General features: G+C 52.9%; 24 protein-coding genes and 1 pseudogene. 13 read left to right on the top strand and 12 right to left on the bottom strand.

Annotation, left to right across the window (positions count from 1 at the left end):
* Positions 1-91: 91 nt before the first annotated feature.
* Genes AABC73_RS29235 through AABC73_RS29225 form a run of 3 tightly spaced genes read right to left on the bottom strand, consistent with a single transcriptional unit; the run spans position 92 to position 2,156 of the window.
* Complete coding sequence (locus tag AABC73_RS29235) at positions 92-304, bottom strand: hypothetical protein (protein ID WP_341524372.1); 213 nt, start codon at positions 302-304, stop codon at positions 92-94.
* Positions 301-1,383 carry an ATPase, T2SS/T4P/T4SS family gene (locus AABC73_RS29230; RefSeq protein ID WP_341524371.1) on the bottom strand — a complete coding sequence of 361 codons (1,083 nt, stop codon included), beginning with the start codon at positions 1,381-1,383 and terminating at the stop codon, positions 301-303. The genes AABC73_RS29235 and AABC73_RS29230 overlap by 4 nt, the downstream gene beginning before the upstream one ends.
* Positions 1,380-2,156 carry a hypothetical protein gene (locus AABC73_RS29225; RefSeq protein ID WP_341524370.1) on the bottom strand — a complete coding sequence of 259 codons (777 nt, stop codon included), beginning with the start codon at positions 2,154-2,156 and terminating at the stop codon, positions 1,380-1,382. Before AABC73_RS29225 ends, AABC73_RS29230 begins: the two co-directional genes overlap by 4 nt.
* Positions 2,157-3,645: 1,489 nt before the next feature.
* Between AABC73_RS29225 and AABC73_RS29220 the strand changes: the two genes are divergently transcribed.
* The 9 genes from AABC73_RS29220 to AABC73_RS29180 all read left to right on the top strand — a co-directional run bounded on the left by AABC73_RS29220 (position 3,646) and on the right by AABC73_RS29180 (position 12,203).
* A complete protein-coding gene (locus tag AABC73_RS29220) occupies positions 3,646-5,880 on the top strand; it encodes a TraM recognition domain-containing protein (protein ID WP_341524412.1) in 2,235 nt (744 codons plus the stop codon).
* A 2-nt stretch (positions 5,881-5,882) separates the two neighbouring features.
* On the top strand, positions 5,883-6,710 hold the full coding sequence (locus AABC73_RS29215) for a ParA family protein (RefSeq protein WP_341524411.1): 828 nt from the start codon (positions 5,883-5,885) through the stop codon (positions 6,708-6,710).
* Positions 6,711-7,628 (top strand): KorB domain-containing protein, encoded by a 918-nt coding sequence (locus tag AABC73_RS29210; RefSeq protein WP_341524410.1) that lies wholly within the window; start codon positions 6,711-6,713, stop codon positions 7,626-7,628. It abuts the gene before it with no gap.
* Entirely contained in the window at positions 7,628-8,068 is a 441-nt protein-coding gene (locus AABC73_RS29205) for a hypothetical protein (RefSeq protein WP_341524409.1), read from the top strand. The genes AABC73_RS29210 and AABC73_RS29205 overlap by 1 nt, the downstream gene beginning before the upstream one ends.
* A gap of 1 nt (position 8,069) precedes the next feature.
* The gene (locus tag AABC73_RS29200) at positions 8,070-8,654 is read left to right on the top strand and encodes a hypothetical protein (RefSeq protein WP_341524408.1); all 585 of its coding nucleotides are present in this window, start codon (positions 8,070-8,072) and stop codon (positions 8,652-8,654) included.
* A gap of 162 nt (positions 8,655-8,816) precedes the next feature.
* Positions 8,817-10,835, top strand: a complete 2,019-nt coding sequence (gene topA / locus AABC73_RS29195) for a type I DNA topoisomerase (protein WP_341524407.1) — start codon at positions 8,817-8,819, stop codon at positions 10,833-10,835.
* 259 nt (positions 10,836-11,094) lie between these two features.
* Entirely contained in the window at positions 11,095-11,445 is a 351-nt protein-coding gene (locus tag AABC73_RS29190) for a hypothetical protein (protein ID WP_341524406.1), read from the top strand.
* A 150-nt stretch (positions 11,446-11,595) separates the two neighbouring features.
* Positions 11,596-11,895, top strand: a complete 300-nt coding sequence (locus tag AABC73_RS29185) for a hypothetical protein (RefSeq protein WP_341524405.1) — start codon at positions 11,596-11,598, stop codon at positions 11,893-11,895.
* 143 nt (positions 11,896-12,038) lie between these two features.
* The gene (locus AABC73_RS29180) at positions 12,039-12,203 is read left to right on the top strand and encodes a hypothetical protein (protein WP_341524404.1); all 165 of its coding nucleotides are present in this window, start codon (positions 12,039-12,041) and stop codon (positions 12,201-12,203) included.
* Positions 12,204-12,591: 388 nt separating this feature from the next.
* Here AABC73_RS29180 and AABC73_RS29175 read toward each other — a convergent pair whose 3' ends face one another.
* From AABC73_RS29175 to AABC73_RS29145, 7 genes and pseudogenes are all read right to left on the bottom strand, one after another.
* Complete coding sequence (locus AABC73_RS29175; RefSeq protein ID WP_341524403.1) at positions 12,592-13,011, bottom strand: hypothetical protein; 420 nt, start codon at positions 13,009-13,011, stop codon at positions 12,592-12,594.
* On the bottom strand, positions 13,008-13,250 hold the full coding sequence (locus AABC73_RS29170) for a hypothetical protein (protein WP_341524402.1): 243 nt from the start codon (positions 13,248-13,250) through the stop codon (positions 13,008-13,010). Before AABC73_RS29170 ends, AABC73_RS29175 begins: the two co-directional genes overlap by 4 nt.
* Positions 13,251-13,252: 2 nt before the next feature.
* A complete protein-coding gene (locus AABC73_RS29165) occupies positions 13,253-13,597 on the bottom strand; it encodes a hypothetical protein (RefSeq protein ID WP_341524401.1) in 345 nt (114 codons plus the stop codon).
* Positions 13,598-13,608: 11 nt separating this feature from the next.
* A complete protein-coding gene (locus AABC73_RS29160; RefSeq protein WP_341524400.1) occupies positions 13,609-14,022 on the bottom strand; it encodes a hypothetical protein in 414 nt (137 codons plus the stop codon).
* An 8-nt stretch (positions 14,023-14,030) separates the two neighbouring features.
* Positions 14,031-14,288: a hypothetical protein gene (locus AABC73_RS29155; RefSeq protein ID WP_341524399.1), complete on the bottom strand. Its 258-nt coding sequence runs from the start codon at positions 14,286-14,288 to the stop codon at positions 14,031-14,033.
* Positions 14,289-14,300: 12 nt separating this feature from the next.
* A pseudogene (locus tag AABC73_RS29150) lies at positions 14,301-15,013 on the bottom strand (recombinase family protein).
* 368 nt (positions 15,014-15,381) lie between these two features.
* Positions 15,382-15,561: a hypothetical protein gene (locus AABC73_RS29145; RefSeq protein WP_341524398.1), complete on the bottom strand. Its 180-nt coding sequence runs from the start codon at positions 15,559-15,561 to the stop codon at positions 15,382-15,384.
* Between the two features lie 252 nt (positions 15,562-15,813).
* Between AABC73_RS29145 and AABC73_RS29140 the strand changes: the two genes are divergently transcribed.
* From AABC73_RS29140 to AABC73_RS29125, 4 genes are all read left to right on the top strand, one after another.
* Positions 15,814-16,074: a hypothetical protein gene (locus AABC73_RS29140; protein WP_341524397.1), complete on the top strand. Its 261-nt coding sequence runs from the start codon at positions 15,814-15,816 to the stop codon at positions 16,072-16,074.
* An 84-nt stretch (positions 16,075-16,158) separates the two neighbouring features.
* Positions 16,159-16,629 carry a hypothetical protein gene (locus AABC73_RS29135; RefSeq protein ID WP_341524396.1) on the top strand — a complete coding sequence of 157 codons (471 nt, stop codon included), beginning with the start codon at positions 16,159-16,161 and terminating at the stop codon, positions 16,627-16,629.
* 205 nt (positions 16,630-16,834) lie between these two features.
* Complete coding sequence (locus AABC73_RS29130; protein WP_341524395.1) at positions 16,835-17,362, top strand: hypothetical protein; 528 nt, start codon at positions 16,835-16,837, stop codon at positions 17,360-17,362.
* 76 nt (positions 17,363-17,438) lie between these two features.
* Complete coding sequence (locus tag AABC73_RS29125; protein WP_341524394.1) at positions 17,439-17,798, top strand: hypothetical protein; 360 nt, start codon at positions 17,439-17,441, stop codon at positions 17,796-17,798.
* 728 nt (positions 17,799-18,526) lie between these two features.
* Here the strand turns inward: AABC73_RS29125 and AABC73_RS29120 are convergent.
* Complete coding sequence (locus AABC73_RS29120) at positions 18,527-19,285, bottom strand: hypothetical protein (RefSeq protein ID WP_341524393.1); 759 nt, start codon at positions 19,283-19,285, stop codon at positions 18,527-18,529.
* A 65-nt stretch (positions 19,286-19,350) separates the two neighbouring features.
* On the bottom strand, positions 19,351-20,661 hold the full coding sequence (locus tag AABC73_RS29115) for a replication initiation protein (RefSeq protein WP_341524392.1): 1,311 nt from the start codon (positions 20,659-20,661) through the stop codon (positions 19,351-19,353).
* Between the last annotated feature and the right edge of the window lie 157 nt (positions 20,662-20,818).

Raw genomic sequence — 20,818 nt, 5'->3', positions numbered from 1 at the left:
ACCCCATCGAGATAACAAGGGCCGCGCCCTTGGTTTGTATATGCCGTCCAGGGGTCACCCCTGGCCGCCGGAGGCGACTTTCAAGCCCCCCTTACGGATCTATACGCTCTCCAGTTTCTACGAACAGTTTCCGATCCGCATCCGACACCATGCCAGCCAATGCCTCATTCAGAAGTTGAATGCATCGACCGACCGGATCGTCTCCCCCGCTCGCGTGTCCTTGATCGAGCAATTCCATATACAACTGCTCAGGATCGATCATTCGATCAAGGGCGCGCGGATCCTGTATCAGTGGATTATTCATTCCCCTACCCTTTCATGCTTGCCGGTTTGCTCATTAAACAGAAAAATCGGAACGATCTTTTCGTTCTCGATTCGGCAAATGTGGGTGACTTTCCGACCGAACTGATAACTACGATGCGCATGAATCAAGAGCTGAAACGAGTTCAACACTTGATGGCCCGCTAGCTCATAGCTGACCAAACCAGCCGAAGCCAACAGGTATTGAAAGCGCCTGATAGCGTCATCAGGCCCATTGGCGTGCATGCTCGTCGCACCTCCGGTGTGGCCGGTGTTGGAAAGCTGCACCACAGCATCCGCAGCTGCTGCATCGCGCACTTCCCCCACCCACCCACGGTCTGGACGCATCCGGAGCATCAGCTTGATAAGACTGGCGAGTTCGATCGGTTTTTGCCCATCCTTCAAACGGCGCTTTGGCGCCTCCAATGACACAACCCCGGGAAGCATTTCACCCATATGCAGTTCTGCCGTGTCCTCTGCTGTGATGACCCTTTCACGCGGGTCAATAAAATGTCCACACGCACGCAGTAGCGTGGTTTTACCGGAACCAGTATTGCCGGTGACCAACATCGTGTCTGCGCTCTCTACACGCTGCTTGATGTACTCGACCATTTCCCCAGTGAGGGCCCCAAAGCGCACCAAGTCAGCGAACGTATATGCATCGCGCGGCTTGCAGCGGAGCGTGACGGTTGAGCCTTTCGGGCTGACCGCTGGCAGTGTGCAGCACAACCGCGACCCGTCAGGGAAGCGGGCATCCATCGTCGGGTTTTCGTCGTCGATGAGTTGATTCAGGCGATTTGCGACCTGGAAAATCAATTCCTGTAGATCTGCTTCGGATGCAAAACGCGCATCGGGCAAGTGGTGCAATCGACCACCCCGCTCTACCTCGATGTGGTCAAACCGATTAATCAGAACCTCAGTGATTTCCGGATCGGTGTAGTAGTCCAGGATCGGTTGAAAGTAATGTCGCAGAAGATCCCAGTCTTCAACGTCTTTCACGGGAACGAAACCAAAGATCGTTTCCACCATGGACAAATCCGTGGGCTGCTGTGCAGCCTGCGAGACGTTCGCTTGAGCAGTCATAGTGAATACATATCCTCTGTTTGGAACTGGAAAAGGCCAGAGCCGCGTACGTGTTCAGCGTCGAAGCTTTGCTGTGCATTCATCACTAGGCGCGTGCTACCAGCTTTTGCCGTGTAGATCGGCCAGCGAGGCTGATCGTATTTTTCGCGATACAGCCGGCAAAGGCCGTCATTCGGAAACAGGTAAACCACCCGCTCGTAGTTGTTGTTTCTGATGTTCTTGAGGTGCGAAAGGAAGATGTTGTAAACCCGAGCGCCTGATTTGTGATTTAACTCCACTTCCAGCGCGACGGTTGTTCCATCTTTCATCTTCAAAATGGCGTCGGGCAGCCGCACGGCGCGCAGATGCTTGAGGGTTTTTTCCGGCTGGATGCTTTCAATTTTTTCGAGTCGCGCGATCACTGCCGCTTGTACCGAAAAGGTGTGCACCAGTGACACCCATGAAGGCAAACGGCGGCGTCGTTTGAGGTCTATTTCTGGCAACAGCATCAGTGCATATTCAAAGCCTGCGTCACCCAGGCTGTAGATGACTTTTCGAATCCCTGGGGCGTTTTCTGAACAAAGAAAACCGGACTCTTCCAGGCGTTTGAAAAAGGCGCTTTGGCCGTCCTTTGAAACACCCAGCATTGAGGCAATTGTTTCCCGGTCGGAATAGTCAAACCATCCCAACCAACGAATCACCGACTCAAGTTTATCCTTGCTGCGGTCGATGGCCGAGGCGCGCGTCCAGCCGCCGTCAGCCAGCGACGTTTTTACGACAGATTCCAAACTCACTTACTCCACTCAAGGGCGAACGACAGGCGCAGGTGATGCCAGCCAACGGCTGTGCATCGCCCTGCGAACTGACGTAGCAGCCGGACAAAAAACCCCGCAACGAATTTGCGCGCATCGAGCGAGGCAAAGCCGATGCAGCGATGCGCGCAAATTACGATTGCGGGATGAAGGCTGACCAGTCCGAAGCGAGCCAAGCCCACCGTCAGGCTGGGCAAAGGCAAAGCGTCGGACTGTTCGGCCCACACAAAACGAGATTGAACCCGGAGCGCGCGAGCCGAGCCCGCCGAAGGCTGGGCAAGGGCAACGCGCGCGCAGGGTGAAAATCGGACAGACACCACCCGATAGGAACGACCCGTAAAGGGGGCGTGCTTTGCGCGACTCAAAGTCGCGCTCAATGGCCATAGCCGGTGATGGCTTCTGCCGACCCACAGGGAGGCACCAACAGCCAAAAGCTGTTGGTTGCTCTGAGCAAAGACCGGCGTAGCCGCCCGAAGGGGCAGGGCCTGGATGGCTCTATCATCCAGGGGCAGCGTCGTCGCAGGGCGTGGTGCCCTGTCAATCGGCCCTAGCCGATTGATGCTTGAGGCAATCGGCCTTAGCCGATTGATGCCTCTGCCGACCCACAGGGAGGCGTCAACGACTTCAAGTCGTTGGCTGCTTTTGATTGCAGCGACCGGCAGGGCGCGTCGAGCGTCACGAAGAGCGCAGCGATGAAGGACGCGATAAAGAGCGAAGAGGACAGACGCCCCCCGAGCCCACGAGGGGGGTGAGGACAAATGGCCCCCAGGCCAATTTGTCCGGTCTGCCTTTACGAAGCCCGTCCAGGGCGTAGTAAAGGTGCGCAGCATCCGTAAGGCGGTAGCCGCGCGGGCGTCCGGTGAAACCGGACCACCCTGGTTTCGCCATGAAGCAGCTGAGGAAGAGACGAAGTCTCGCACCGAAGCGTAGCGCAATGGCAGGAAGCGGGGTGGTCCGGCTTCATCGGACGCCCGCGCGGGTGAATTTTGCCGATTAGCCCGTCCAGGGCGTATGAGGCAAAAGAGGGTGGAGGCTCGCGAAGCGAGTCGGAACCCTGAAAGACAGACGGGGCGCTCCCCCGGCGGTCTATGGGTGCCCACAGGGGCACCCACGACACCCGTAGGGTGGCGAGCTTTTCGGCTTTGCTTTTGGTAGAAAAAGCATGCTTTTTCTATGCCTCTTTCTATTGACTTTCTATTGTCTAGCCTATTGCAAACGCAATAGAAAGGCAATAGGATTATGCGCATAGGTATGCGCATAATTTGCTGGCTATCTGTAGGGGGAGAAATTATAATTTCTGCCTCGGAAGAAAGTTTCCGATTCGGAAACTTGCTCCACCGAGGGGGAGGCATGCCCTCCCCCGAGTTAAGTTTCCGATTCGGAAACTTTATTAAGCGCTTCGGAAGTTTCCGATTCGGAAACAGGGCAAAACGATGTAGAGTTTCCGAATCGGAAACTACAAAGGTGACGAATGGAAATCTTACGCTTTATCTTGTTGAACACGAACCCAGGGCTGACAGCTTTGTTTTCGCTACTGATTGGGATTCTGCTTGTTTTGAGCGTAACCGGCGCAGTGCGCGAAACGGACGAAACAACCGCACTGGAAGTCTTCCTAGTTTGGCTCCGTAGATCAATCGTGATTTTGCTCACGGTCAGCCTGCCGATGTTCATCGCAGGCCTGTATGTTTATTCCTATGTCGTCTACAACAAGGACTGGTCAGCCGCGAATCAATTCATGGATCTTTGGTTCGGTGAGTTCAAAGCGGCAGTCTCTGACCTATGGTGGTCGCTGCTCGTTGTCCTTGCTCTACCAATGTTTATCCGCACGCTCATGTTGCGATTTGTGCGCCCTGCCCTGTCTAACTGGGCGCGCAAATTCCGCGTAAAACAGAGCGGTGATGCTCTCTCGGATATTCGTGTTGAAGTGGGTAAAATCAAAGCTAAAGACTTCGACCCTCGATCTTTTTATCTGCCAGGGCAAATGTTCCTCGGCCTGGATGAACACGGCGAACCGATCCACATGGACGATGAAACATTCCTAAAAAACCATAAAAAGGTTATCGGGCCATCGCAAACTGGTAAGGGTGTCGTCCTGGGCGTTTTACTCGATCAAGCAATTATGAAGGGCTGGGGGGCTTGGTTTATCGACCAAAAACCAGACGACTTTATCTGCGATATTATGGGTGAAAGCTGCGAGCGATATAAGCGCCCAGCACCTAAATATTTAGACCTTAACGGGGTCGGGCCTGGGGCTTATGCGCCATTCGCTCACGGCACTCGCCGCGAACGTCGCGAGCGAGTAGTCAAAGCTTACGGCATGGCTGACTCCGGCACAGGGGCAGACTACTACAAGCGAATCGAGCGTAAGATTCTGGATTTCATAATGCCGTATTGGGACGGCTCTTTGCGCCATTTAGATAAATTGTTGCGCGGTGCGCATCCTGAAATTACTGACGCAAAACGTAGCTGGATCACGGCGAATTCAGGTAGCCTTGATTCCAACACAAGCGAATTTATGCAGCTAGAAACCCTGCTTGCAACGCCCGAAGAAAGTTTTAACGTTTCGGACGCATTGCTGGGTGCTGACGTGGTTTATGTTCGGTCACACATGAAGGACACGATTGTACGGAAAGCTTGCATTGCGCTGATTGACGAAATTGTTCAAGTCACTCTTAGAAACAAGCTTCCAACACCTGTATTCATAGTTCTCGACGAAATCAAGTTCATCGTTTCGGATACCTTAGCCGATGCGCTGGCAACGCTTCTTTCAAAGGGCGTGAACATGGCACTGACATATCAGGCCATCACTGACTTGCTCAATCTTCCCGATAAATCGCTGAATGCGGATTCAATCCGAGGCGGTATTGATACCAACACTCAAGTGACGATGAGCTATCGGGCCAATGATTTTGAAACAGCCGAATGGGTTTCAGACCAGACCGGCAAGGGCCAAAAAACCGTCACGAAAATGGAGAAGGTAGACGTCAACAAAGCGGGGGCCGAAGTTTGGGGTGAAGAGCGCTCCGTTGGTCAGGTTGAGGAAAATTATATCACCACCAACCAATTATTAGCCCTTCCGCCACGTGTCAGCGCTCTAATTCGCCCAAACAAGCTCTCTACCTTGCTCTATACCTGCTGGATTCCGGTAGAGAACCCTAAGGGCATGCCTGGGCGAAATGAGGTAATACCACAGACGCCTAAACCTGTCGCTCTGGTCGCTAATGCAACCGACACAACAGTAGTCGAAGAAGATCCGTTTGCACTGAACGAAACCGCTACAGATGATGAAGATCCGTTTGCCGCAATGAACGAACCTGACGCAACCGAGGATCCGTTTAACGCAGGTAACGAGCCCGAGGCCAGCATAGAATCGTTTGCATCCACTAACGATGACGGCGAAGAAGTAGACCCATTTGAACACGCTGTCGCCAATGCCAAGGACGATGATTTTTCAACCATCGAACTAGACGATCAAGGCGAAGATCCTTTCGCGGCAATGGCAACAGTTTCACCAGAACCCGCAGTCACTGGTAAAGGCAGCAAAGGTAAAAAAGGCGCGCTGAGCGCCGAAGAACAAGAAAAGATCCAACAAGCGTTAAGCGGGATATTGAAAAGCCCCGCTAGTAAACCGAAAGAGTCCGAAGGACAAAACAAAGCAAAGACCGCTGTTGATTTGTCCTCCATAGACAACATTGAAGGAATTTAAGAATGACCACAGTACCCTCCACTATCAAACCACTGGTTTACGCAGTCACCACGCCAAAAGGCGGTGTTGGCAAAACCACCACGCTGACGGCCCTTTCACTGTTCGCGGCCATGCGCGGTAAAAAGTGTCTGCTGATTGACCTGGACAACATTGGCAGTTTTACCAATAACTTCCAGGGTGCAGATGTGCGCCACCCGGAACTGAGCGACGTTCGCGACCTGTTCAAGGATCCTGACCTTGGCGCGCAAATTAAGGTGAGTGTGATTTCTGAGAACCTTCATTTAATCCAAGGCCACTCAGACGTAGCGGACGTAAACCGCACCACTGACTTGACCCTGATTACCCGCATGAAAGACAACCTGCTGGAAAACCTGCCGGGTTATACATCGTACGATTACGTTTTCATCGATACACCAGCGGGCAACGGCAACACCGTTGCTGCTGCCCTTATCTTCGCGAACAGGATCTATTCCCCAATCGATCTGGATCACAACGCTATTGGTTCGCTCGCTGAGTTGACCAAGATGCTCAAACCGATTCGTAGAAGCTTGAACCCATCGCTGTACTGGGTCGGCTTTGTAATTAACCGGGTGCCTAAGCTGGTTCGCACGCTCGGCAAAAAGGTTCCCGAGGCAACTGCCGACAGAATGATCTATGAAGGTCTGGTAGAGAATTACGGCGAAAAGGCCCTACTGGGCGTGATTGCCAGTCGCAACCCTATTAAACAAGCTCTCAGTTCTGGCAGCTGGATTTCGGGCAGCGACCCGTCTGCCCAGGAAGCAGCCGCCGAACTGGAACAATTCTGTAAGAAAGTGCTGGAGATTAACTAAATGTCAAACTCAAATTCGATTGCTGACCTGATGGCCGCAGGCCGTGAAGACCAAGCCACTGGTGAACGCATCCACATTATTCACCGCTCGCAAGTCATTCCCGACGAGGATCAAGACCGGGACGATTGGGATGATCCGGCAACCATTGCGAACGTGGAAAGCATTCGGCGCGCTTCTCGGATCAAACTGAATGGCGGTAAGTATTACGGCATTCGTGCGCCGCTTTGGGTAATGCCAGCGGACGAAAACGGCAAGCATAAGATCATCGACGGTGAATGTCGGTGGCGCTCCACTGAGGACGGCCCTGAAGAAGTGCAGTTTCTTCCGTGCATCATCCGTACCGGTGACAAGAAAGAAATACGCCTCGACCATACTGCCGCGAACGGTGCGCGTAAGCAGCTGACGTTGTTCCAGGTTGCGAACTCGATTAAACGCGACAAAGACGAGTTCGGTTTGTCTACAGACGAAATCATGGCCGTACACGGTCTGACCAATAAAACGCAGCTGAGCAAGTACAACCAAATTCACAAGCTGAACGACCGTGCAAAGGAGTTGGTACGCGGTGGGCACTTCCAAGACGTGAACTTAGTCTATGACCTCGCGAAACTGGACGACGAAGCACTGGCAAAACTCGAAAAGAAAGTTGCTAAAGGTGAATCCTTTCAGCAAGCTTTGAAAGCTGTGTCGCCAAAACCTGCGAAAGACCCTAAAGAATCAAAGGATAAAGGCAAGGGCACTGATAATCCGCAAGGTGGAGTTTCCGAATCGGAAACAGGAACAATTATCCTGCCGCTTTCTTTAGAATGTGCCAAGGCCGTCGCTAGCTTCTTCGATGTTTCGCCCGATCTGGATCCAAAGGAGTTGCAAGCGGCATTGCTAGAAAAACTCGCTGCTCTTGTTCCTGGGGAATCCCAGTAATGCCCCTGGTGCGCTTAGCTAAGATCGAGGACTACGAGTCCTTCGATCTACTCGGGCGCACCATGTACCGTGTTACGTGGTGCGGCAAGATGTGCCCTGGCAATCCAACCGATGATCCAAGTAACGGCTTGCGACTGTTCAACGATTGGCAATGCGCGGTAGCGGCAGGCCATGAGGCTATTAACGATCCAGCCTTACGGCTGGATCTAATAGTTGAGTGGTGCCTTGCCGAGCGAAGCGAAACAAGTAAGAAACTGACAGCGGAAATATTGAAGAAGTACAAGCAGCCGGAGTACCTGATTACGCTTGAGTTTGAGGCTGACGCCTTTCAGGAACCCGGCTTGGCCTATCGGTACGAACTGGCCTTTTTAAATGCCCAGGTGCAGAAGTTGCCAGCGTCTACGGCGCTGCGACTTCAAACCTTATTACAGGTAGTCTGATATGAATAGCATGGAACCGCCATCGTTCGACGTGCGGATAAAGGTACATGACCTGTACCTTATTATTCTGTGGGATACGAGCTACTTTGAGCCTCGCCCGGACGACAAGCGTATCTGCGGACGTCGTGTAGCCGAAAGCCTGTTTTCTGTTGAAGCGTTCGCGAGTAATTCGAAACCTGCGCATCGGCTGGCACGGGCGCTTGCCGAAGGCATCCGCCCTCAACTTGGCGAAAGCATCAAGACTGTCGAAGATGCATTGAAAGTCAGCCTTGGTGAAGTCACTGCCGAGCTGGACGACCCGCTGATAAAAGAAATCGACGTGTCGATTCCAGAACAGCAGGAATACACTTTCACCATTGAGAAAGGGAAGGGCGCTCCCCTGGTGAACAGCTTTATTCGTCTGTTCGTCCTGGTGGATCACATCACCAGTTCACTCAAAGAGCTTCACTATCGCGGGGCTATCTCCAAGAAAGAATATAAGAAGCGCGAAGATGCTTATACAAAGCCTCTGCGTAAATTGATGAATGACTTGAATATCATCATTAAGCAGTATCACAAGCAACGCAAAGAGCTAACCCCTCTTTAACTCTGCATTAGACGGCTCGCAAGAGCCGTCTATATCGTTACCGCATTGAGCGGAATTAATCGACTCACTATTGCGCTTAGGCGCCTATTACTTCCTGAGCCCTTGTTGCCATAGTCAACTGCGTGACTCGCGGCTTTAAAAGATGCTAATGGAGTTCGATACATGGCTACCCTATTGATTGTTGAATCACCAGCGAAAGGCAAAACCATTGAAGGCTATTTAGGCAGTGGTTATCGCGTGTCCGCCAGTGTTGGACATATTCGCGACTTGCCAGAGGTTGGAATGGGCGTTTCCCCTCCTGACTTCAAACCAAACTACGTTTTCACAGAACGCGGTAAAGAAGTTACCGCACGCCTAAAGCGACTCGCCGCTGAGTGCGACGAAGTTATATTAGCGTCCGATCTGGACAGGGAAGGGGAGTCTATTGCATGGCATCTACAGCAAGTATTGGGATTGAAGTCGCCTAAGCGACTTGTATTTAATGAAATCACAAAAAAAGCCTTGATTGCTGCCCTGGCTGACCCTCAGTCGATTGACACAAAGAAAGTGGCCGCGCAAGAAGCGCGGCGCATTACAGACAGGTTAATCGGTTACAAAGTTAGTCCACTTATTGCCGAATACCTGGGGGATCGAAAACTATCGGCAGGCCGCGTGCAAAGCATCGCGGTTCGATTAGTCGATGACCGAGAGAATGAAATTTCAGCATTCAATGTCGTCACTCATTACAACGCCGAAATAAAGTTTGGTGAGTGGACTGCCACCTGGGCAAACAAAGCGCTGCTCGACGGTCAGGAATACTGGACTGATAAAGACTTCGCCCAAAAGGTGGCAGAACTTACAAACTTCAAAGTAATCAGCTGCGCTGAAAGTGAGACGAAGAGTTCCCCCCCCGCACCGTTCACAACATCGACGCTGCAAGCCGCTGGATCAAATGCCCTGGGCTTTGCGCCGAAAAGAACCATGGAATTAGCGCAGAAGCTCTACGAGCAAGGCGCAATCTCCTACATGCGCACCGACAGCACGAATCTATCGGCGGACGCCCTGGAAGAAATCGCGCAGTGGTGCAAAGCGAATGGGTTGCCAGTGCTGAGCAAGCCCAGGACGTGGGATGCGAAGGGAGGCGCGCAGGAGGCACACGAAGCCGTTCGCCCGTCGCATTTTGATGTGACGCAGGCAGGCGAGGACGACGATCAACGCAAGCTCTATCGCTTGATCTGGTTGCGAGCTGTCGGCTGTCAGCTTGAGGATGCGCGGTTCGCTGTACGCACTGCGAAACTGGAAGCCACCGATCCGGTGGACAGCAAAACGATCAGCTTTGAAGCACGCGGCAAGACGCTCGTCCACAAGGGCTGGAAGTCGCTCACGCCGGTTGATACTGCGGAAGATCCGGATGACGCTGCCGCTGCGGATGCCCAGGACTCAGACAATCCAGTTCCCGAGCTGAGCCCAGGGGATGCAGTCCAAGCAATCAGCGGCAAAGTGGTACAGACGAAAACAAAGCCCCCTGCACGCTACACTGAGGCTAGCTTAGTTAAGGAGATGGAAAAGCGGGGCATAGGCCGCCCATCTACATTTGGCGCGATCATCGAAGAAATTAAAGATCGTAGCTATGTGGAAGTATTCAGCAAAAAGAAACAGCTGAAATCGACTCCCCGAGGGAGCCGCTTGATAAAAGCGCTAATTGGCCGATTCTCTTTCATCGAATACAACTTCACTAAGATATTAGAAGAACAACTAAGTGGCGTTGAATCGGGTAAGACTCAGTATGTAAAACTTCTGACACTTATTAATGATCGCCTGAATGGCGAAATCGAAAAATTCAAGTCGGCCCAACCGCTCCAGTTTCCTTGCCCTAAGTGCGGTCGAGGGTTGGTTATGAACTTCGGCAAGAAAAAGAAAGATCCCTCCTGGTGGAGCTGCGCAGGCTACACGCCAGATGATGCCGGGTGCGACTACAGCGCCTTGGATGATGACGGCAAGCCTGGGGCATCGTCGGCACCGGTACTGAGCGATCACAACTGCGGATCCTGCGGGAAACCCCTCATACATCGCGAAAAGGAAGGGGAGGGGGGTTGGAAGTTCTTCGGCTGCTCAGGGTTCAAAGACGGGTGCAAGCAATCGTATCCGGACAAAGGCGGCGAACCGGACATGGCCTCGCCCAAGGTCAAACAGGAGGCATGACGTAGAATGATTGCATTCACTCGACCTGGTTGATCGAGCTCGCGAGCCGATTGCAATCATTTCACAACTAAAAGGCCCCACCTGATGGGGCTTTTTTGTGCCCGCAGCCCAGGCGGGCAGGGGGCCGTGGGAATAGCCCTACAATCTGTGGCCGCTATCTGGCATAGCAACCGGATATGCGCTAGGATAAGCCCGTCGACGTTTAGAGCGCATGGTCGACTGCAACGCTCTCCTACTAACCTTTACAAGGATACATACCATGAATGGTATTCACCTCGATTTCCAATCGTTTGAACCTGCTTTTGAATTTGCTATGGGTGTTGAAGCTGCTGTAGCTGATACACACGCACCATACGCAGCTGCTTACATGGTTTATCTTGGCGCTAAATCTTTCGGGATGGCACAAGTTCACCAACACGCAGATTCAACTGGTTCTGTCAAAACCGAAAAAGTTGAAGCTTTTTCTAACAACCAGTACCTGTACATCGTTCGTACTATTGGCGATGTTTCTCGGGTCTTTAAATATTTTGCTCCTACAGGTCTTCTTCTTTCTGAAGCTTGCCTGATTGCTCAAGAGCACTACAGAATGTCTACGCTCCCACTGATCTAACAATCAGTTTGTAGTTTGGACGACGAACGAGATAGCTTATGCTATCTCGTTTTTTTTTGCCCCTAGGAAATGAACTGGTGTATTCTTGGCTTGCAGCATTAAGGGCTCACGGCTGCTTAAAGCCCTACACTAATTGATAAGGATATGAAGATGAGTAAGCATTTTTTTAAAGCTGAAACAGTGGATGGTTTGCTCCAGGTACAGATGGGCTGGGACAAACCGATGCAAAGCTTCTACTGCGTAATCTTTAAATTTGAGGATGAAGAAAAAGAGAGTCTTTCTACTTGGGAAGATCCTGTTTATTCAAACCTCAACGAACCGCCTCAATCGTTAGAATATTACTTGTCCGTGTGTAAAAAACTCGGGCTAGATATTCCACACCAAATGATAGATGCGATTCAATGGGATGGCGACTTCGACATTGTTAACGAAGAGCGATACTGGAATTAGCATACCTGCTGAATAAAAGGGCCTTACAGCCCTTTTTTTACGGCTGTTGCATATCTGGTCAGATGCGCTATGATTTCCCTGTCAGCGATAGAGCACACGGCTGACTGAAATGCTCTCTATTAACCGTTAACGGAGTTTTCCCCATGGGTCTTCAAGTAGCTCAACACGATAATTTCGGTGTGGTTCACACTGCGAATGAATATAACGAAACATGGAGTTTGATGGACGAAGAGAACTACCGCCGCGAAATTTGCGAGCGTCTTGATCTCGATTTCATTGAACTTGACGAAGATCGAATCCCGTTCTGACAGTAACGTGGTTCGAGCGACGAGATAGCTTTTGCTATCTCGTTTTTTTTTGCCTTTTGTTAACGCCGGAACTTCCGAAGCGCGTAGCTAAACCACGCTGATTGCCAGCGCTAACCCGTCCGCTATATGCACTTGCTAAAAACTCTGCACTCCGCTTCAACGCAAACTCCCTGGCCTTGGCATAAATTGCCGATACAGGTCGATCCAGTAAACGCACAAGATCCATCATTGGCGTGTTCGCATAAAGCGATTTGAGACTAGCAAGTTCAGCTGTCGTCCAGAAGCGTCGACAAGTTTCCATTCCTGTTCCCCTTAAAAGCTCCCCCGGTTTACTCACTTGACAGACTTCGCTAGTCAAGCAAGTAAACCGGGGCCGATTAAAATCTCTTCACCAGCTGTTCCTGGAGCTGAACACGTAGTAGTAGCCGCCAAGCAGGATTGCCAGAAGGACAAGCCAGCGCGTCAGCCCGTTAGCCCACCATTCAACCTCCTGGGCGTCCATACCGTGGAACATCGGCCCGATGCTGCCCCATTGCTGCAAGGCGGGCCACAGGCCCAGCCACGCGACTGCAAGGGCAGCGGGGGCCATTCCTTTAATCGTCAGGATCCCGTCGTTCTGGCTTTCCTGCCACCATCCCAGGCCCAGGAGCGCGATGGCGAATACGATACTCATAAGTAGCTTGCCACCGGCAGCAAAGTCCAGGCCCAGTGCCTCTGAGAACTTCCAGACCATCATGCCCACAAGGAAAGCAACGATAGCAATCACCCCCAATACCAACGGTGCCGCGTCGTCTCTTCTGTTGTTCATTCGGTTACATTCTCCGGGGTTTTGGTCACTGCGGTGCGTCCGTGCTCCAGGAAGCGCATAAATAGGGCCGCTGTACGGCCCGCATAGCCTGCTGACAAAGCTACGTTGACGAACATTATCGTTACCTGGAATTTACTAATCGGATCAATGGTCATTGAGAATAGTGCGAACCAAACTGCTGCACCTACGGTAAAAGGAATTGTGTCCATAAAACCGAAAATACTTTTCGGGCTGCTCATACTTACCATCCTTGCTTATGCTTTAGTTCGTTGCAGGTATTTGCCCACCGGATCACATCTTTATTCAATACGGCAGTGCTTTCCAACTTCGCTACTTGAGTATCAGCAAAACTCATTTTTAGTTCGCCAAACTTATTAATTGCCTCGCTTAACTTTGCTGAACAGCCGACTACAAATTCTTTATTCATGCTTACGATGCCGGTTTGTCTGTGCCCCGGTTCAAACGGCATTACAGAATCCCATGTCTTACGCACTTCATCGACAATTGCCTTCGCTTTTACTTCGTTAGAGTTGCCGCAACCGGACAACGCGGCAGCGACGCACAATGCTGCAAATAATCTTTTCATGGACTTACCTTTTAGCGGCTGGCTTCAATGAACGTGCCGTCAGGACGGCGCGCAACGAGTCTGTCGCCCTCGAGCTTTTTGAACGTCCAGCGTTCTTCCGTTGGTGGGCTTCCATCGTCCGGCATGATCAGAACCTTATGGCTGCTGTTATCGACCTTGATAGAAGAGCAGGGCGGCTGTTCACGCGGTTTGCACTCAGACCCGTACACTTTGGCTGTCTTACCGCTGGCTAGCGTGATAGCCATCCCAGGGGCAATGTAGGAGGCACCTGGTTTGCCCAGGGAAGCCCCGGCCCCCAAAACGCCTTTCACTTGACCCATGGCGTTCGTGATGTCCCGCATTTCAAACTCGGCCATAGCCGGTGACGATGCTACGGCGGCGGCGATCAGCCCGAAGGCCAGAAAGATTCTCGTTTTAGTGTCCATACCGTCTCTCAATTTGTTGGTGTCTTGTTATCAGCCATAGCTTTGATTTCGAGCTGAGCATCGCTAATCCGCACAAGAAGCTCCACCGATCCTTGTCGAGTAATAACCCCGCATGCCAGTAGCGTCACCGCTTGGCTTTCTAAAATGCCCATGAAGCGGTGATACATACCGTCCTCCGGATCACACTTCACAAAATTCGCCAAATTTCTCTCGAATCTTTCGAGTTCGCTCGCTCGTAAAGGGTCGATTGGTTTCTTCGTTGCCATTGCGTTATTCCTTTAACTGCTTCGTTCTTTAATTGATTTCTTCACCCGATACACTGTTGCCACTCCGCATGATGCCAACTTGGCAATTTCATCTGCTGAGGCCGTGGGCAGTTTGCTAAGCAGCCGCTCTATCGACTGCCATAGCTCCGCGTTTTTTTGCTTGCCTGGAGGCGTCCAGTCCGGATCCTGAGCGCGCTTGTTCGCCAAGCCCTGGCGGATCCGCTCGACACGCTTCTCTTGATCGAGGCGGGCCATGGTCGAAGTGAGGTCGATCAACATATCGTTGATAACCGCCATGATCTGGCCGGTGATGCTGCTGTCTGCCTGTAGGTGGGTCGTGGGCAGGTCGACCACAATCAACCGGAGCTGCTTTTCTGCCAGGATCTGCTTGAGGCGAGCCCAATCGCTTTGGCTGAGCCTGGACAGACGATCAATGGATTCGACCAACAACACGTCCCCCGGATCAGCCGCGGCTAACAGCTTCATCAGCTGCGGCCGCTGGAGCTTGGTTCCTGAAATGTTCTCACTGTAGATTCCGGCGATCTGGAAGCCGCTATCCGCCGCGAAGTCCAGCAACTGGGCCTTGGCCCGGTCGGCGTCCTGGTCTTTTGTCGATGCCCTTAGATAGATATGTGCTTTCATTTGCCCTCAGGCTTGGGCGCGTTGAGTCTGGATTTATAGATGTAATAGCTGGGCACAACAGCGGGAATAATCCAAACGAACATTTGCATCATGACAACCTGCATCGCTGCAAATCCGTCTGCTAATTGATTCGGCGCCTCGGATGGATCTACAAGGGTGCTGTTAAATCCTACGAAGAAGATCCCGCCGAGGCCGAACGGATAGAAGGCCAGAAAGATGCCTACCGTCCTCGGTGCCTTGTACGCGATCAGAAGGCCCGCCGAAATGATCATGCTTGTGATGTAGTACACCAACGCACCTTGGGTCAGGCCGGAAATCTCCATCCCTAGGTTGAAGGTGTTGAGGATCCACGAAGAGAGAATCCCGCCTCCTATTGCGAACAGAAAAATTAGAGGAATTGCTGGGCCGAAATTTTGGGTTCTGGTAGCTGCCTTCATGTCTGACTCCTTTCCTATGGCTGGGGATTGACGGGTTGCGCCTGGCTTTGATTTCGGTGATCAGTTACGGGAATCCCACCGCTTTGATTGTTCTGCATCGGGACGTACGGTTCAGGTTCAGTGATGACATCAAAACCGTAAGCCATCAGGAAAATCACAATCGCACCGGCAAACAGACCTATTCCAAATTTCATTCGACTTGTTCCGCGCTTGTAGTGGTTGGCTATCAAATAACACTGGTTTTATGCCTGCTACGATAATCTATCTTTTATCTAGTGGCAACAGACAATTTGATAGTGACATACCAAAACTATCAGTGCTATTATATGGCTATAGATAACTGATAGTCGCTTTCGGCCTGGGCCTCAAAGGTCTAAATGATTGCAAAGCTGGCCGATCGAGCAGCTGCCGGCACGACAGAATGATTGCAAATGGAGGGATAATACGTGGCTCTAACCATCCGTGATTTGGCCGAAAGCGACGTTGAGCAGTTCAAAGCTCTGACCGGCAAGACCACAGCAACCGGTGCCCTGGTTAAAGCAGCTCAAATCGGCGTCACTGCCTCGCAAGAGCTGGCCCAGGCAGAGACGCGTATAGCCGCACTGGAGTTGCAATTGCGTACACACCAGCAAGCAATGCGCAGCCTTAGCCAAGCTTGCGTTCAGGTCGCGGAACTGGCCGCGCAAACCGATTTATTTGAAGGATGAGCATGAACAACTAATTGCAATCGTTTTGGACGTGGCCAGGTTCACCTGGTTGACGGAAATGCAATCAAACGGAGAGGCTGGTTTATGGAACCCGAAGACATTGAAGTTCAAAAGGCGCTGATCGATGCCGGTTACGGATCCCGGCCAGTCGCAACACGCGCCGATCTGCACAGTACGCTTGTCGATCTGTATCACGAAGATCCGGACGGTAACGAGGAATTCGTAGAGCGCCTGAAAAAGATCCTCAAGGTTGCGGACAAGCGCGCCGAGCTGATCGAGCTGGAGCGTGAGTTACGGCTACAGGGCGGTATCAAGGGCTGTCCTGATTGCAACCTTGAGCCCACTATCACGCACAATGGCGGGCTCCGCTGCACGAACATTACTGCTCACAGCGAGCCAGGATCCATCGGCACTTACTGCGGTGGCCTGAAAGACAACATCGTCAGCTGGAACGATGATGAAAGCTGGATACAGTTAGGCGCTGACCCAGCGCGCACAGAAGCTAGAACGGTTTACCCATTTTCAGAAAAATTAGCAAAGGAGTTGCAACTATGAGCATGGAATCGCTTTGTCTTTGCTGCGATCGCTGCCGAACGGATCAGCCAACCGCCCGTAGCTATACAACTGCCGGTGTTTGCTACACGTTGTGCGATCCTTGCCGTGAGGAGTTTGATCGTCCAGCAACATCAGATCATCCGCGCGATACGCGCGACACCACCCTTGATTGGCTGTTTTGAACTGAATTCACGGAGATTCGTGCATGAACTTACGAGTGATCGAGGGCGGTAAGCATCCCAAGTCCAAAGCGCAAGCTGCCGAAGTAATCGGTTACGCCGTAGAAAGCGACCTAGAGGGCGGCTTTCTAGTGCATGCAGCGCCGAGCGTGTGGGCTTGTTGCCTGGAGAGTGCTGTGCTGTACGAAACACCAAGTCAAGCTTGGGCTTCGGCTAAGCGACGTGGTAGTGCCTTAGCCGAGGCTATAGCTGTAGTCCGCGAACACGATGGTTCGTTGTCTTGGTCGCCTGTTGCTGATCCTTCAAAAGCCACAGAAGGCGACTGGATCGTCTGGTTTGAGTTGAAGTCAGGTGGACGCCGTTTGTATGTCGTAAAAAATGGCAAGTCTGTGACTGGTTCAGCGCAGCGAACGGACGCGAAGGGCTACAAGAACAAGCTAACTGCCGAAAAGGTCGCTCAGGCGCTTGCTGATGGCACGGCGGCAGGCGTCGAGCAGGTCACCGCAGGCAAAAAGCTTGGACTCGTGGCGGCCGCCGCAAAGTCCTCTAACTAAGCGAGAAAGTGCCAGCTCCTAGTTGCTGCATTGGTAAAGCGTTCATTGCCCAATCATGCTGGCCGGGGACAGTCCAATGAACGCTTTACCAATGCAGCAACGAAGCAACGAAGCAAAGGAAAAATCGCCCGCTGTACCCAAGCCCTGGCCGTCAAACAGCCGGGGCCAAGGTCGTAAAGGGACAGCGATTTTCGCGTCCGGCAACCGAGGATTTAAAATGCAGACCATGACCTTCAAACCACAAGCGGAACAGAAACCGGCTTATGACGCGCTGAAGCTCACTACAAGCGAGTACACCCACTTGCTGACTTTTGGCCCAACCAGCGCCGGTCAAACTACGTTTACTCGCACTCTGGTGGAGTCCCAAAAGCAACCGTCCATGCAGACTAAACGTGGTTATGACAAGCCGAAACCATGGCCTTCGAAACATGCATAACCTTCGAATCGCGTTAGCTGTATTCATCCTTTGCCAAGCCCCGGTTTTGTACGCCGTCATAAACGAAGGTGCAGTACCGAAGTGGATGGTAGGCCTCTCAATAGTGGGCTTTCTGATCGCGGCAGTTGTTTTCTTCATCCCCCGTCGGGAAGACGTGGACGCTTAGGAAAACGCCCAGGTACGCCCAAGCCCAGCAATGCTGGGCCGAGGCAGTAGGAGCAGGGTCACTTTCGACCCTCATGATCGAGCAGGGAAAATCACATGGATCGCAGTACAACACTGATGTTCCCAGGAATCGCATTTTGCGTTGTCGGCCTATTCACCGAGGGGCTTGCTTTGTACGGTTCGGCAGCAATCGGACTGGCCTGCATCGTTGCTGGCTGTGTCTTCTGGATTCGTGACCGGGCATAGGAAAACAGCTATGAAAACAATATCAACTCAGTACGCAGCTATCGTTCTGTTTGCAGTCGTGGCGGTGATCGGTCTGGGTTGCCGGGGTTTTGATTGCATTTTTAAACCCGGGCAGATCCTGCAGGAACCCAATTTGATTGCATTTCCATTGAGCTGTTGAAGGGCAGGGTGACTTGTCGCGCTGACGTTCAACAGCCACCAAGCCCGTGGGCGCGGTAGCCGCTTGGTTGCCGTATCGCAATTTTGAGGTCATAGCAGTCCGAAAGGACGCGCTACGTTGAAATCTGAGTTAGTCGCAGCATGCAACACCGCCACTTTTACGAGGATTCGCGCTCTGCCGCCTTCTGTGCGCGGTAATCCGCAACTCGGGACGGTGATACACCTGCCAGCTTCCCCAGCACGCCATCTGAAACAGCGCCCAACAGATGCGAGTAGCGAGCAAGGCGCGAAACTCGCTGATACGGCTTCACGCCCAAGAATTCCTGTCGGCTCTGCACCACCGCGAATGGCACTCCAACAGCCCTGCTGATCTTCGCAGCAGACATAGTGCCGAATAGCGATTCGTACCCAAGCCAAGGCCCGATGTAGTTGGGCATGGGTGTTTGCTTGGGTGGTTCGGCCAACGGCTGAGCCTCCCCCAGCTCCCAGGCTTCACGCAAAGCAGTGACCGCCACAATCGCTACGTCAGCAACTCGCGCAATGTCTTCGTCAGGCACTAGTCCCAGGACGCTCCGGTAGGGCCGCACTGGATGATCTGCTGGAATGGGCTTCACTCGTTTGAGTGAAGTCCTACGGGGCCGAGCCGCTATCCCTTGCGCCTGCCGGTATGCCGCGACGCTGAATGAGGACACGCCACTGAGGCGGGCGACATGGGCGTCCGTCTCAACCCCCAGCAAATCCCGGTAAGGCTCAATCGCCTCATCGACAGTAAACGCCGCAATACCTAACGCAACACGCCGCAAACGGATCCGCTCCCTAGTAGTACCGAGAATCCGTGCCAACTCGCGATCTTTCATCGTTCCCAGCATGCGGTCATAGGACGTGAGCCACCCTACAACCTTCCAATCAATAGCCATAACCACCTTTAACACTCCGTCCCTACTGCACTCCGACAACACACTTCACACACCACTCCCCGGCACTATGAAGAATCCTCACTTTCAGAACCTTCAAGGGCAAAATCAAGAGCGGCCCCAAAGGGGGCTGTTATCTGATGTACACCATCTTTAACATCCAGAGCTGCGCGAGCCTGGGACGCGGAATGATTGCATTCGCGTCCTCGATCGCCGGCGCCGGCGACGGTTTTTGATTGCATTTCAACGGCTTTGCCGGTGTGCAGGACTGCGATTGTCTGCGGCCGCGAGACTTCCTTCAGGACGTGGCCATAGGTGGCAACCGTTTGCCGGGAGACGCCTGCAAGGGCGGCTATCGAGGCTTGTGTAAGCTTCGCGCCTCGCTCCTGGAGTCCCCTGCATGCCGCGCGGATCTTCGATTCGGTAGCCTTGTGTCGTAGGCCGTGGGTACGTTTCGCCGCCAGGCTCTGCCTCTCGGCCAACGGCAACGACTTATCTAGCTCCATCGCTCCCCGGCAACATTTTGCGCTGCCCTCGTAGCGCGTCCACGTCCAACGCGCCACGGATCTGACCGTCGCCCTTACGGATGACTGCATCAAATCGTGCGAGAACCCTGCACGGGCGAACTTGTTGTGGTTGTGCGCGAATGCCTCCAGTCGCCGCGTGAACGTGGCAAGCGTGCCGCGCCCGCGCTCCTGGTTCACGATGCTGTACGCGAAGTAGCGCAATTGTTCGAACAGAATGCAGTGCCGGGAGTGCGGGAGGTCGTCCAACTGGGGGCCCGTCTTCCAGGGCGATACTTGCAGCTCTACATAGTCAGCCAGCTCGCCCAAGTCGTATACGTGGTTATGCAGTTCTGAGGTCGACCACCATGGATGCCCTGGAGTCTTGGCGACAGGGCCGCTGTGGTAATCCGGATCGGCGTTCAAGCGCAGCGCGAAGGCCTCGTAAACCGCCTTCATGTACTGGATCGGCTTGTCTCGGGCGTTCTCGGTCGTGCAGACCGGGGGAATGGCGTAGTAAAGGTGCGAGTGGCCGTTGTTCCGGTTCCGCACGATCAGGTTCGGCGGTGGAAGGCCCGCATCGTCCCAGGCTAGGGAGTTGGCATGGTCGAGGTCGAAGATCAGCCACGACACCATCCCACTGCGGTTGATCTGCATGTAGGGATAGCGGATCGCGTAGTCGCGTGGACGTACCAGCGTGGCGGTCTTGTTATCGCTGCAACGTGCGAGATAGGGCGCCTCGATGACGACGCGGTTAAGTGCCGTGCCGTCCTCGGAGAAACGCGCCGAAGGCGTGTATGCCCCTGCCGTGGGCAGGTCTCGCAGTCTGTCGTCCTGCTGGACGAACGTGCCTTGTTTTTTTGAGGTTGAATCCATTTTCTCCGCCGTTCGGCGGCAAGCCTCTCAGGGATAGCATTTTGCAACTTGCAAGAAGCCGCAGTGCTAGCCATAATCAGCTCACCTTGTCGATGAACAGGTTTACCCCGTCGAAAGAGAAAACCTGTTCTAGTTTGTCCAGAAAGCCCGGTTACCA

Source organism: Pseudomonas sp. G.S.17, from assembly GCF_038096165.1.
Classification (GTDB): domain Bacteria; phylum Pseudomonadota; class Gammaproteobacteria; order Pseudomonadales; family Pseudomonadaceae; genus Aquipseudomonas.
This window is presented reverse-complemented; position numbering and strand designations above follow the sequence as displayed.